Annotated in this window: 10 protein-coding genes; 4 read left to right on the top strand and 6 right to left on the bottom strand. The window is 49.1% G+C overall.

The window, feature by feature from the left end; genetic code table 11:
* The first annotated feature begins 53 nt into the window (after positions 1-53).
* Positions 54-899 carry an ion transporter gene (locus tag LMJ53_RS11015; RefSeq protein ID WP_229586105.1) on the top strand — a complete coding sequence of 282 codons (846 nt, stop codon included), beginning with the start codon at positions 54-56 and terminating at the stop codon, positions 897-899.
* Here LMJ53_RS11015 and LMJ53_RS11010 read toward each other — a convergent pair.
* Positions 890-1,600, bottom strand: a complete 711-nt coding sequence (locus tag LMJ53_RS11010; RefSeq protein WP_229586104.1) for a VC0807 family protein — start codon at positions 1,598-1,600, stop codon at positions 890-892. The genes LMJ53_RS11015 and LMJ53_RS11010 overlap by 10 nt on opposite strands.
* Before the next feature lie 163 nt (positions 1,601-1,763).
* On the opposite strand from LMJ53_RS11010, the gene ppc reads away from it, so the two are divergent.
* Positions 1,764-4,394, top strand: a complete 2,631-nt coding sequence (gene ppc / locus LMJ53_RS11005) for a phosphoenolpyruvate carboxylase (RefSeq protein WP_229586103.1) — start codon at positions 1,764-1,766, stop codon at positions 4,392-4,394.
* Positions 4,395-4,469: 75 nt separating this feature from the next.
* On the opposite strand, the gene LMJ53_RS11000 is transcribed toward ppc, so the two are convergent.
* From LMJ53_RS11000 to ltaE, 4 genes are read right to left on the bottom strand one after another with little or no spacing between them, the layout of a single operon-like run.
* The gene (locus LMJ53_RS11000; RefSeq protein WP_229586102.1) at positions 4,470-4,865 is read right to left on the bottom strand and encodes a VOC family protein; all 396 of its coding nucleotides are present in this window, start codon (positions 4,863-4,865) and stop codon (positions 4,470-4,472) included.
* The gene (locus tag LMJ53_RS10995; RefSeq protein ID WP_229586101.1) at positions 4,865-5,836 is read right to left on the bottom strand and encodes a tetratricopeptide repeat protein; all 972 of its coding nucleotides are present in this window, start codon (positions 5,834-5,836) and stop codon (positions 4,865-4,867) included. Before LMJ53_RS10995 ends, LMJ53_RS11000 begins: the two co-directional genes overlap by 1 nt.
* Positions 5,837-5,853: 17 nt before the next feature.
* Positions 5,854-7,149 (bottom strand): amidohydrolase, encoded by a 1,296-nt coding sequence (locus LMJ53_RS10990; protein ID WP_229586100.1) that lies wholly within the window; start codon positions 7,147-7,149, stop codon positions 5,854-5,856.
* Between the two features lie 19 nt (positions 7,150-7,168).
* A complete protein-coding gene (ltaE, locus tag LMJ53_RS10985) occupies positions 7,169-8,254 on the bottom strand; it encodes a low-specificity L-threonine aldolase (RefSeq protein ID WP_229586099.1) in 1,086 nt (361 codons plus the stop codon).
* A gap of 114 nt (positions 8,255-8,368) precedes the next feature.
* Between ltaE and LMJ53_RS10980 the strand changes: the two genes are divergently transcribed.
* Together LMJ53_RS10980 and LMJ53_RS10975 are read left to right on the top strand one after the other, a co-directional pair.
* On the top strand, positions 8,369-8,986 hold the full coding sequence (locus LMJ53_RS10980) for a flavin reductase family protein (RefSeq protein WP_229586098.1): 618 nt from the start codon (positions 8,369-8,371) through the stop codon (positions 8,984-8,986).
* Between the two features lie 10 nt (positions 8,987-8,996).
* A complete protein-coding gene (locus LMJ53_RS10975; protein WP_229586097.1) occupies positions 8,997-10,556 on the top strand; it encodes a serine hydrolase in 1,560 nt (519 codons plus the stop codon).
* A gap of 52 nt (positions 10,557-10,608) precedes the next feature.
* Here LMJ53_RS10975 and LMJ53_RS10970 read toward each other — a convergent pair whose 3' ends face one another.
* Complete coding sequence (locus LMJ53_RS10970; protein ID WP_229586096.1) at positions 10,609-12,849, bottom strand: TonB-dependent receptor; 2,241 nt, start codon at positions 12,847-12,849, stop codon at positions 10,609-10,611.
* Positions 12,850-12,999 lie beyond the last annotated feature (150 nt).

Below are 12,999 nucleotides of genomic sequence, written 5' to 3'. Positions count from 1 at the left end.
GACCTGTTCTATGGTTCTTCTACAATAGCGCCCTGATCTTTATGGAGGCTGTTATGACAGAAGTTACCCGCTCAGCAGGCGTCAGCATGCAGCAACAGGTTGCGACCTGGTTAAATAAAAATCTGGTGCAACGCACCTTACTGGCATTGATCTTAATTAATGCGGCAATTTTAGGTTTAGAAACATCCAGTGCAGTGATGGCCGCATTTGGCCAACCATTAATGCTGCTCGACAAGTTTATTCTTGCTGTCTTTGTCATCGAAATTGCGCTGCGCATTTACGCTCATCGTTTGGCGTTTTTTAAAGATGCCTGGAGTTTATTTGACTTCACAGTAGTGGCCATTGCCTTAGTGCCAGCCAGCGGGCCTTTTGCGGTATTACGCGCCCTTCGCGTATTACGGGTACTGCGTGTACTAACCTTTGTACCGTCGATGAAGAAAATTGTTGGCGCTTTAGTGCAATCGTTAAACGGTATGTTGTCGATTGCGATGGTGCTGGGCTTGGTGTACTACGTGTCTGCGGTCATGGCAACGAAGCTTTTTGGTGAAGCCTTCCCTGAGTGGTTCGGCAGCCTTGGTGCCACCTTATATACGTTATTTCAGGTGATGACGCTAGAAAGCTGGTCGATGGGGATCTCGCGGCCGGTGATGGAACAGTTCCCCTATGCTTGGGCGTTCTTTGTGCCTTTTATTCTGATCGCCACTTTTACTATGTTGAACTTGTTTATTGCCGTGATCGTCAATGCCGTACAAAGCATGCATGATGAAGAGCACAAAGACGAAATCGATGCCAAACAGCAATTACAACACGATCTCGTGGCGCAGATGCAGCAGTTGCAGGCAGAGTTAGCGGCGTTACGCGCGCAGCTGCCGCCTGCAGCTAAATCGGATCAAGGTTGATGCATAAAGGTGTCGAGTTCTTGGCCTGTCAGCTTGCTAATACTGCTAAACATAAACCACATTGCAAAAAATAATACCAACATACTGGGCAAAACGATAACGGGGTAACTTAGCCACGTCATCGTGCCCAGCTCTTCATTAAAGGCGGTGCTGCCAGGAGGGCTAACCAAGATCACCTTGGCCAAAATATAATTAAGTACCGACGATAAAAAGAACGAGCTCGCCACTAAATAACCGGCTATTGCCATTTTCTTTTCAAATTGTGCGCGTTGTTGTTGTGCATCCAAGGCCGCATAAAGCTTATCGTTATCCAACAACTCGCCATTCAATAAAAACTTTTTCACCAACGGATAGGGTGTGTATTGGCTAATCAAAACCGCTAAGCCTAAAGCGCCGGGGATCGCGGCTTCTTTAATGGCGATATACGCGGCATCAAGTTGCAGTAGAGCAATACCGCCCGTTAATAACACACTGATAACACCGAGTACCGAAAAGAAATTAACCTTACCGGCTTGGCGTAAATCCCAAATACCAAAACCAATAGGAAAAGCCAGTGCAACCACAATGCCCCAGACGGGGCCAAGGTATTCTTCACCGCTGAATTTACTCAGGATAATCGCAGGGATCACCACGTTTAGCAGTAGGTTACTGATGAGGCCTGTCGATTTTTTTGCTGGGGTAGGACGTGTTTCCGAAGTCATAAGATGCCGTATTAAAAGTCGTAAAATACCGTTAAGCGCAGTATAGCAAGAACCCAAGTTATCGCCTATGCACAGTTGTTGCCCAGTTGGTAAGCAATCATAGTTGAGTACCAACGCAGAACAGGCTAGGGTGTATTAATTCTAAACGCAGTGGAGCACTGAAATGGATCAATACGCCGCCCTTAGGGCGAATGTCGGGTTATTAGGTACGGAGTTGGGTGAGACCTTACGCCAGCATCTTGGTGATGCGGTATTGGCACGAGTGGAAGAGATCCGCCAGCTGTCTAAAGAAGCGCGCCAAGGCAATAGCCAGCAAGCCGAGCAGCTACGCCAAGTACTCACGGCACTCAGTGATGATGAATTACTGCCAGTCGCTCGGGCTTTCGCGCAGTTTTTAAATTTAGCTAACCTCGCCGAGCAACATTTTAGTATCAGCGCGGCAGGGCGCAGCAGCATTGAAAAGCCTGAACCGTTAACGGAGTTGTTTCAGCGCTTAAAAGACACCGCTATCGCCAAGGGCGACATTCAACAAGCCGTACGTGAGTTATCCATTGAGTTGGTGCTAACGGCGCATCCTACTGAAGTGGCGCGGCGTACCCTGATTCATAAACTGACCGAAATTGCCGCCTGCTTAGCGCAGTTAGAGCATCCGCAAACCGACTGGCAACAGCAACAGTTACAATTACGTTTAACCGAATTAATTAGCCAAGCTTGGCATACCAATGAAATTCGTGAGCAGCGGCCAACCCCGGTTGATGAAGCGAAATCGGGCTTTGCAGTCATTGAAAGTTCGTTGTGGCAAGCCATCCCTGACTTTTTACGTGAACTTGATGCCGATTTACGTCGTGATCTTGGCACCGGCTTACCGCTTGATGCCGCACCCGTGCGTTTTTCTTCTTGGATGGGCGGCGATCGTGATGGTAATCCTTTTGTTACCTCCAAAGTAACCCGTCAGGTGTTGTTACTGAGTCGCTGGAAAGCGGCAGATTTGTTTATTCGGGACTTAGATTTACTCTCTACCGAGTTATCGATGAATACGGGCTCTGCGGCGCTACTCGACGCCAGTGAGCAGGCTTCTGAACCCTATCGTGCGGTACTTAACAAGTTACGCCAACAACTGATCACCACCCGAGATTGGTTAACTGAAGCGTTAAAACATGATCGCTTACAGCGGCCGGCTGATTTAATTTGGCATAACCAGCAGTTGCTTGAGCCGTTATTACTGTGCTTTGAATCATTACAGCAAAGTGGCATGCAATTAATTGCGCAAGGCCGCTTAACTGATACGCTGCGCCGCGCCTATGCTTTTGGCTTAACGTTATTGAAATTAGATATTCGCCAAGATGCCGCGCGTCATGCCGATGTCTTTGCCGAGCTCACCCGTTACTTAGGCTTAGGTGATTATAGCGCTTGGACTGAAACGGATCGGCAAGCATTTTTATTGCGAGAACTGGCAAATAAACGGCCGTTATTTCCGAAAAACTGGCAACCCTCAGCCGACGTTCAAGAAGTGCTGGATACCTGCGATATCGTGGCGCGCCATGGTAACGAAGCACTCAGTACCTATGTGATCTCAATGGCGGGTAAACCTTCCGATGTGTTGGCAGTACAATTACTGTTGCAAGAAGCCGGTAGTAGCTTTGCTATGCCAGTCGCACCGCTGTTTGAAACCTTAAGTGATTTACAAAACGCGCCCGATTGTATGCGGCAATTGCTCAGTATTGATTGGTATCGCGGCTATATTAATGGTCGTCAAGAGGTGATGATCGGTTACTCTGACTCGGCTAAAGATGCCGGTGTGTTCGCGGCCGCGTGGGCACAATACAGTGCGCAAGAAGCGCTAGTGAAGCTGAGTAAAGATTATGGCGTGAAGCTAACGCTGTTTCACGGCCGTGGCGGTACTATCGGCCGTGGCGGCGGCCCTGCACATGCGGCGATTTTATCGCAGCCGCCGGGTTCGTTAGCTGGGGGGTTGCGCGTGACCGAGCAAGGCGAGATGATCCGCTTTAAGTTTGGTTTGCCCGAGCTAGCCATCCGTAGCTTGGCTCTGTATGCCAGCGCGGTATTAGAAGGCATGTTGTTACCACCGCCGGTACCAAAAGAAAGCTGGCGCAGCCTGATGAGTAAGCTAGCCGATGATTCTTGTAACGCCTATCGGGCCGTCGTGCGACACAATAAAGATTTTGTGCCGTATTTCCGTGCCGCCACGCCAGAGCAAGAATTAGGTAAGTTGCCATTGGGTAGCCGACCCGCTAAACGTAACCCGACCGGTGGCGTTGAAAGCTTACGAGCGATCCCGTGGATTTTTGCGTGGTCACAAAATCGTTTAATGCTGCCCGCTTGGTTGGGTGCCGGCAATGCATTAGCCTTGGCAGTTGAGGCTGGGCAAACCGATTTACTGAACGAAATGCAGCAAGAGTGGCCATTTTTTGCGACGCGGTTGTCGATGCTGGAAATGGTGTTTTTAAAAGCCGATCCAGAAATTGCTGCCTATTATGATCAGGTGTTAGTGCCTAAAGAGCTGCAACACCTTGGCGTTGAGTTGCGGCAGCAACTGGCGGCGGATCGCGAGTTACTGTTAAAGTTGATCCACAGTGATACGTTGATGGCCAAAGAAGGCTGGATCCGTGAGTCGATAATGCTGCGTAATACCTATGTCGATCCGCTGCATATTTTACAAGTGGAGCTACTAAAACGCTCTCGGCACGATCCGGAGAAAATCAGTGCGCAAAGTAATCGGGCGCTGATGGTCACTATCGCCGGTATCGCGGCAGGGATGCGTAACTCGGGTTAAGCACGGTGTGTTAATAAAAAAACCGGCAAGCTTGGGCGTGCCGGTTTTTTTGTATCCAATATAACGAAGATGTCTTTAATGTTGATAAAGCTCTAACGGTAAGCCATCGGGATCTGGAAAAAAGGTAAAGCGTTTGCCGGTAAACTCATCGACACGAATGGCTTCGACCTCAACAGCGTTGCTTTGTAAATAACTGACCCAATGGTCGAGGTCGGTGACGGCAAACGCCAGATGGCGTAAGCCTTGCGCTTCAGGTTGGCTGGGTCTGGCGGGGGCCGCTGGAAAGCTAAATAACTCTAATTGGCTGCCATCTGGCAGCTGTAAATCCAGTTTCCATGAGCTGCGCGCAGCCCGATAATTTTCGGCCAATATTGTTAAACCCAATACTTCCGTATAAAAGGCTTTGCTGCGCGGATAATCACTGACAATCAGCGCCACATGGTGGATCGCATTTAATTTGGGTGGCTGCACTAGAGGATCTTCTTAATTTCGGTTACTAGGGTGCTATCTTTGCTGCTGTTTTGCAATGGCTTCAGTATGGCTTCGGCAGCACTGCGTTGCTCTGTCGCCAGGTACAGTTGGCCCAAGCGAAACTGTGCCCATTCTCGAAATTCGGGCAAGCCTTCTGCTTCAAGAAAGCGTTCTAACGCGCGAATGCCTTGTTGCTCTGCGGTTTTACCGACAGCGGCAGCACGACCGAGTTGATACAGCGACAATAAACGACTGCGGCTAGCTTCTTTATCGACAGCGGGCTGTGCACTGGCTTTGGCAAACTGTTCAATCGCTGCCTCATAATCACGGCTTTGCGCAAACTTTACCCCTTGCAAAAAATAGGGCTCAGGTCGAGTTTGTAGCGTCGTTGCCTTGGCTAATAATGCCTGCGCAGCGGCCGGGTCATCGAGTTGCAGTAGCAATTCCAGTTCCAGTAATTGGCCTTGCAGCGGTGAGGTAAGTTGCAGCTGCTTACTCAGTTGTAACGCTTGCGCTTTATCACCACCAGCAATACCGGGTGCCTGTGCATAATATTTCGCTAAGGCTTGTAAATACTGTGCATTGTCTGGTGCCAGTTCTACTGCCGTGGCAAAGGCTTTAGCACAGCGTTTCGCCGCGCTAAGTGCACTGAACATGCTGGCTTTTTGTGCGCTGTCGCAGTTAGCTTGGCCATACCAAAATTGATATTGTGCCTGCTCAGGGGCGTTTTTCACCGCTCGGGCTAACAGCTTTTCGGCGAGTTCAACGTTACCCAGTGACAGCTCGGTGCGGCCGAGCGCAGCCAATAAGGCCGCGTCTTTTGTTTTGGCATTCACCAAGGGCGTTAACAGGCTTTTTGCTTCTTGATAGGCCTGTTGTTGCCACAGCGTTTGTACTTGTTGCTGCACATCTTGTTGCGCCGCAAGGGTAAAGCTGCCGCACAGCAGTGCGGCGGAAAAAAGGCGAAACATGCTATTCCTTAAAGTGTTCACTCTTGCATGCTAGGGTAAGATAACGCCCAGTTTACATAAAGCTCGGTGCCAGTTTTTAACGCTTTTTCATCAGCATAGAAAAACGGTGAATGATTCGCCGGTGCTTTAGCCGCGTCTTGGCCTTCAGGTGTTACGCCAAGAAAAACAAATAAGCCCGGTGTTTCTAAGGCGTAAAATGAGAAATCTTCGGCACCGGTCACTAGGGCGCTCTCTTCAACTTTATCTTTACCCGCAACTTGTTGCAAAACTGGCAAGGAGCGACGAGTCAGCGCCGGATCATTTAACGTGACAGGATAACCTTCGAGGATTTTAACATCGGCAGTGGCACCGGTTACGGCAGCACTGGCTTGCGCGGCTTGTGTTAATAAACCAAAAATTTGTTGGCGAATACCCATATCAAAGTTACGAATCGTGCCTTCTAAATACACTTCATCAGGAATAATATTATTGCGTACGCCGCCTTCAACGATACCAAAGCTGACAACGGCTGGCGCGCGGGTAATATTAATTTGGCGGCTGACAATGGTTTGCACATTATTGACGATTTGCGCAGCAGCCACGATCGGATCAACCCCAGCCCAAGGCGCAGAGCCATGGGTTTGCTTACCTTTAACGGTGATTTGAAATTGATCAGAGGAAGCCATCAAAGGCCCTTGCCGATATTGCACAACACCGGCGTTGGCGGCAGACCAAACATGAATGCCAAAGATGGCTTCGGGTTTGTTTTTAGCAAACAAGCCTTCTTTTAGCATCAATTCGGCACCGCCTTCTTCACCTGCCGGTGCGCCTTCTTCTGCCGGTTGGAAGATAAACATCACTTTACCGGTGAGCTGCGCTTTGTTTTTTGAGAGATATTCGGCCGCGCCCATCAACATCGCCACATGTAAATCGTGGCCACAGGCATGCATTACGCCCACTTCTTTACCGCGATATTCGCCTTTGGCTTCTGAGCGAAACGGTAAGTCGGTTTGTTCGACAACCGGCAAACCATCCATATCAGCGCGTAATGCCAGTAAGGGGCCGGGCTTACCACTGTCTAAAATCGCCACTACACCGGTATGCGCAATACCCGTTTGCACGGTCATACCGAGTTTTTTTAAGTGTGCGGCAACCAATTTCGAGGTACGGAATTCGCGATTACTTAACTCAGGGTGCTGGTGCAGATCCCGGCGCCATTCAATCACTTTTTTTTCTAGCTCAGGGCTAATGCGTTGGGTGTCAGCGAGCAGTGGCATGGCCATAAAGGCGAATTGGCTGGCTAGCAGAGCGGCCACAAGGGGGCGTAAGATCATGATGAGACTCCAGGAAAGGTTAGTGAGATCTACTATGCGCAAATTGGCTTAATAAATCCAGTGTCATGGCAATATCTGCTGCTGATACATCTAAATGACACACCCAGCGCAAGCGCGTGAGGTTGCCACTGGCACTGGCGTAATTGCTGCTGGTGAGTTTGACGTTATGTTTAGCCAGAAAATCAAGCAGCTCATTAGCCACAGACGGAGTGATATCAGTAAACACAATATTGGTTTGCGGCAAATCTAACTGCAAATGCCCAGCAAAACAGCCTTTAGAGCTTAATGCTTGTAACCCTTTCGCGAGTGTATCAGCATTATGGTGATCCTCTGCCAAACGCTGAATATTATGTTGCAGGGCATATAATCCCGCGGCGGTAAGTATACCGGTTTGGCGCATGCCGCCGCCGAGCATCTTGCGTACACGCCGCGCGCGCTGGATAAAAGCCTGCGAGCCCAGTAATAACGAGCCTACTGGTGCACCTAAGCCTTTGGATAAACAAATAGAGACCGAGTCATACCCCTGGCACAGGGCTTTAGCCATGGCGGTTGGGCTCAGTTGATGCTGTGGTGCTAAAGCCACAGCGGCATTAAATAAGCGCGCACCGTCGATATGGCATTGCAGTTGTTTTTCTTTCGCTAGCGCGGCCACTTGCTGCATATAACGCAACGGCAGTACCTTGCCGCCGATAGTGTTTTCAATCACGATCAAGCGCGTACGGGCAAAGTGTGGATCGTCTGGCTTGATAGCATCGCTGATATCTTGTAGCGCTAGGCTGCCATCCGCTTGCAGCGCAATCGGTTGCGGTTGAATTGAACCGAGCACCGCCATACCGCCGGCTTCCCATTTATAAGTATGCCATTGTTGGCCTACGATGGCTTCATCGCCGCGCTGGCAATGGCTCATCATCGCAATCAGGTTGGTTTGCGTGCCACTTGGTGCAAACAACGCATCTTCAAACCCCAGCATATCTGCTGCGTAGCGTTGCAGTGCTATAGTAGTCGGGTCATCATTAAATACATCATCACCCAAAGCGGCGTTGAGCATCGCCTGTTTCATGGCGACAGAAGGTTGGGTTACCGTATCACTGCGAAAATCTGGCATCTGGTCTCATCTCTGCGGCTAACATCTGGCGTTCAGGCTAGATTGCTGGCAGGCTAAAAGCAAGTTGCTTGCGCTTGCTAGACAAGGGCCAGCGACAGAGTAAAGAGGAAGAGCATGGCTGATTATTTTTTTGAACCACAGCAGGGGCATGGTTTGGCACATGACCCGTTTAATAGCATTATTGCGCCACGGCCCATTGGTTGGATTTCTAGCATTAGCAATGCTGGGCAGGTTAATCTGGCACCTTACAGTTTTTTTAATTTGTTTAACTATAAGCCACCTATTATTGGCTTTGCCAGCACCGGTTGGAAAGACTCGGTACAAAATATTGCCGAGCAAGGCGAATTTTGTTGGAACCTGGTGAATCGACCTTTGGTGGAGGCGATGAATCAAACCAGTGCCAGTGTCGCCGCCGAGGTGAACGAGTTTGCCTTGGCGGGGTTAACCATGGCTGCGTCTAAATTGATTAAACCGCCACAGGTAGCCGAAAGCCCTGTGCGATTTGAATGTAAGCTAAGCCAGTTAATCCCATTACAGGCAGCGAATGGCGAGCAGGTACCCACTTGGTTGGTGCTTGGAGAGGTAGTCGGGGTGCATATTGCGTCATCGTTATTAATTGATGGGGTGTATGACACCTTGGCTGCAGATCCGGTATTGCGGGCGGGTGGCCCTGGCGATTATTACACGTTAAATGCCGCGAATAAATTTAGCTTATTGCGACCAAAAATTTAAGGATAAACTGATGCAACGGCAACTCTGCACATTATTGTTAGGCTTAACCACGGCGGCCATGCTGCAGGCTGAACCGCTAACACCTGAAGCCAACCCGCTCGATTTAGCGCAAGTGGTGCCCGCGGCGCTGCAGCAGTTTGATACGCCGGGGATGGCTGTGGTTATTATTAAAGATGGCCAATTGGTGCATCAGGCGGGTTATGGTGAACGTGATATGAGTGCTCAAGCGCCAGTGACCGCGGAGACGTACTTTCGCTTGGCCTCTGCGAGCAAAGCCTTTACCGCTGCCAGTGTGGCGATCTTAGTGGATGCCGGTAAGTTAAATTGGGACGACAAAGTCGTACAGCATCTACCGCAATTTCGTTTGCAAGATGCTTGGGTCACCGCCGAGTTTACGATACGTGATTTATTGAGTCAGCGCAGCGGCTTAGCCAGTGGCGCAGGCGACAGTATGATTTGGCCTGAACCCAGTGGTTTTAGTCGTGATGAAGTGATCAACAATTTACGCTACTTAACACCGTTAAGCAGTTTTCGCAGCCAATATGCTTATAGTAATGTGCTGTATATCACTGCCGCCGAATTAGTGGCCAAAGTCAGTGGCCAGCCTTGGCAGGATTTTGTTGCTGAGCAGATTTTTCAGCCGCTGGAGATGCAGTGTTATGCCGGTGCCGTGCCTGATAGCGCCTTAGCCGAGGCGGCACTACCGTATGAGTTTCGTGCCGAAGCGGGTTTTTTGCCGATCCCACGAAATGCGATTGACGATAAAATGTTGATGGCCGCAGCTGCAGGTGGTGTGGTGTGTCGCGCCTCCGACATGGCGAAATGGTTAAGTTTTTTATTGGCTCAAGCCGATGCCCGTACCGCAAAAGCGGGGCCGGTCAGTCGTCAGCAATTACAACAAATGTGGACAGCACAAACACTGATGCCCGTTAGTTCACTCGATTTGGAATTAGATTTCACCCATTTTAGTGCCTACGGTATGGGCTGGCGCATGGCTGATATGCATGGTTACAAGGTGATTCATCATACCGGTACCTTATCGGGTTTTCAGGCGCATGTGTTGTTAGTGCCAGAGCAGCAGTTGGGGGTTGTGGTATTAAATAATGGCTCGAACAGTGGTGCACGCCAGTCGGTGGTGCAAACGGTGTTAAAGCATTATCTAGCGCCTGAACTGCAACGTGATTGGGTCAGTTATTATGCCGATCAACGACAAGCCTTGGCAAAGCGCGCAGCGCCGCCGCAACCGGTGGGTACGGGGGAGGTGTTGTTGGCTTTACAAGATTACGCAGGCAACTATGCAGACCAATGGTTTGGTGGCATTGAAATCAGTCAAACGGATAGCGGCTTACGTTTACAGTCGGCCAAAATGATTAATTTACAAGGCAGTTTGCAGCCGTTTGCCGATCATAGCTTTATCGTGCAGTGGGATGATGCCAATGTCGCGCGCAATGCGTTAATTCATTTTGAGATGAATAATCTACGGCAAGTCACCGGCTTTAGGTTAGAGCCTTATGCAGCGGAGCCTGGCGAGCGCCACGAATATCGGGATATGCACTTTTACAAACAGTAAAGGCGAAACAAAAAAGGCAGCCAAAGCTGCCTTTTTCATGAGCGGGTATGACTTAGTAGAAGTTCATCCGGAAGTCGATACCAAACACCCGTGGTTCGTTAACAAAACCAGTCAGGTTACTGAAGTCAATAGCACCTTTCAGGTTGTCCTGATCAGTGATATTGCGGCCAAACACACCGACTTCATAACTGTTTTTGTAGTTAACGTAGGCCACGCGTAAGCCAGCTTCATTATTGTTTTTGCTGTTGAATTCTGCTGATTCATACAAGAACAAATTGGTGTCGCCTTGCACTTGGTAATCGGCATACACATAGATTTCACCGCTTTCTAACGGATAATCGTAGCGTGCATTCAAGGTTAAGATGGTTTCTGGTGCTTGTGGGAAGGGGTTGCCGTTAATTAACGCTAAACCATTTACCACCGGATCTAACACCGTACACTGCCCAGAGCCACAAGGTGCGATAGTCAGGTTGTCGTCTTTTAGCTCGGTTTTGTTATAGCTAAAACCACCCCCTAACATCAGGTTTTTTAATACCCGATAGTCAAAATCCACTTCAAAGCCGTAGCCTGTGCCTTTGTCAGCATTGATTAGCTGGTTACCTTGGGTTTCACCACCAATGGCTGATAATTGAATATCATCAATGACGTAGTAAAACAGCGCAGCATTTAAGCGTAAGGTGTTGTCGAGTAAGTCAGACTTAGTACCCACTTCAAATGAAGTAATGGTTTCAGCACCGGCGACTGACGGCGGCGCTTCAAATGCCACATCACGACCTTGGATAGTTTGCGCACGGAAACCTTCAGCGGCGCGGGTAAATAAGCTAGTCGTATCGGTTAAGCGATAGTTAGCGCTTAATTCCCAGCCTAATTGATCGTCTTTTACTTTGATCGGGTCATATTGTTGCTCAGACGCGAAACCAATCACTACCGCAAAACCATCAACGTTTTGTTGGCCAACCGAGAAGGTTTTTTCATCATCGGTATAACGTAAGCCGCCCGTTACGGTTAGCTTTTCGGTAAGTTGATAGGTTGCTTGACCAAATAACGCCCAGCTAGTATTGCCGTGAAATACTTCGGTGGCACCAAAGAAACCATCAACGGTATTCACCGCAAAGGATGAGTCAAAGTAGTAAGCACCGACCTGCCAGCTCAGCGCATTACTGGTATCACTGGCTAAACGGAATTCTTGGGTAAATTGACGCAGACCATTAAGTTGATCTTCAGTAACGGCATCGGCTACTGCAGCATCACCGGCTTCATTCACATTACCACCGTCGATGTCACCAATACCGCCGCCACTGGCTTTTTCTAATGCGGTGATAGAGGTAAGGGTCATTTCTTCTAATTTCACGTCAACTTTCAGCGATGTACCCCAAGCATCATAGTTTTGACGGTTATTACCCGGGCCATCATAAGCGACAACATCACGATCGTAATTGTTGTTTAGCTCGTTGCTGCCTTTAGTCAGGATGTTTTTGCGGAACATGGTTGATGTGCCGTCGTAGTTACGATTATGCACATTTAACAAGGCATCAAATTCATCTGATTCAAATAAGAATTGTAGACGTGCCGCGCGCTCATCATAGCCGCCCATCACATCATTTTGGCCAGTAAAGCTATTGTCGATCCAGTTACTGCGATGTTGTGACAACAATGACAAACGCGCCGAGAGTGAATCAGTTAAACCGCCACCGACAGCACCTTCAAAGTGTGCACTGCCTAAGGTGCCCGCCGTCGTTTTTACATAAGCATCGAATTCTTGGCGTGGCTTAACGGTATCAAATTTAATGATACCGGCTGTGGTGTTACGACCAAACAGCGTGCCTTGCGGACCACGGATCACTTCAACTTGTTCGACGTCGAACAACGGGAAGCTTTTTAAGATCACGTTTTCCATAACAACATCATCCATGACGATAGATACAGGTTGTGATGCAGCGAGATCGAAATCGGTGTTACCTAAACCACGAATATAAAAACGTGGTGCGGCACGGCCGTTCGAACTTTCGGCATAAAGGCCGGGCACTTTAATCGCTAAAGCGGTAATGTCATCACCCGATGAGAAAATACTGTCGAACTTTTCACCAGACAGTGTGGCAACAGAGATTGGCACTTCTTGAATGCTTTGGCTGCGACGCTGTGCGGTAATAGTGATGGTTTCCAGTTGTTTTTCTTCAGTTTCTAGGTTTTTGTCACTTTCCTGCGCCAGCAGAGCAGGAGAAAAACCCAGTGTTGCACCGAACAGTGCTGCGTGCATCGCAGCGACTAGGGCAGATTTGCTGAATGGGGTCATTAACATTGCACCTTTTAAGTTGTGAGCGAATCGTCATTTTATGAGTTTATGTGCCTATAACGATGCCGTGCTGGAGTGACCACAGTGGCATGGTTAAAAGCGGCGGTTAATATACCAGCTTATCGTGTTTTTTGCTGCAATTAGCCGAAT

Source organism: Rheinheimera sp. UJ51, from assembly GCF_020819615.1.
Classification (GTDB): domain Bacteria; phylum Pseudomonadota; class Gammaproteobacteria; order Enterobacterales; family Alteromonadaceae; genus Alishewanella; species Alishewanella maricola.
Note: the sequence above shows the minus strand (reverse complement) of the source record. Positions and strands in the feature narration are given on the sequence as shown.

Coding starts and splice junctions, on each gene's coding strand:
- LMJ53_RS11015 (WP_229586105.1), top strand. CDS start 54: ATGACAGAAGTTACCCGCTCAGCAGGCGTCAGCATGCAGCAACAGGTT.
- LMJ53_RS11010 (WP_229586104.1), bottom strand. CDS start 1,600: ATGACTTCGGAAACACGTCCTACCCCAGCAAAAAAATCGACAGGCCTC.
- ppc (WP_229586103.1), top strand. CDS start 1,764: ATGGATCAATACGCCGCCCTTAGGGCGAATGTCGGGTTATTAGGTACG.
- LMJ53_RS10995 (WP_229586101.1), bottom strand. CDS start 5,836: ATGTTTCGCCTTTTTTCCGCCGCACTGCTGTGCGGCAGCTTTACCCTT.
- LMJ53_RS10990 (WP_229586100.1), bottom strand. CDS start 7,149: ATGATCTTACGCCCCCTTGTGGCCGCTCTGCTAGCCAGCCAATTCGCC.
- ltaE (WP_229586099.1), bottom strand. CDS start 8,254: ATGCCAGATTTTCGCAGTGATACGGTAACCCAACCTTCTGTCGCCATG.
- LMJ53_RS10980 (WP_229586098.1), top strand. CDS start 8,369: ATGGCTGATTATTTTTTTGAACCACAGCAGGGGCATGGTTTGGCACAT.
- LMJ53_RS10975 (WP_229586097.1), top strand. CDS start 8,997: ATGCAACGGCAACTCTGCACATTATTGTTAGGCTTAACCACGGCGGCC.
- LMJ53_RS10970 (WP_229586096.1), bottom strand. CDS start 12,849: ATGACCCCATTCAGCAAATCTGCCCTAGTCGCTGCGATGCACGCAGCA.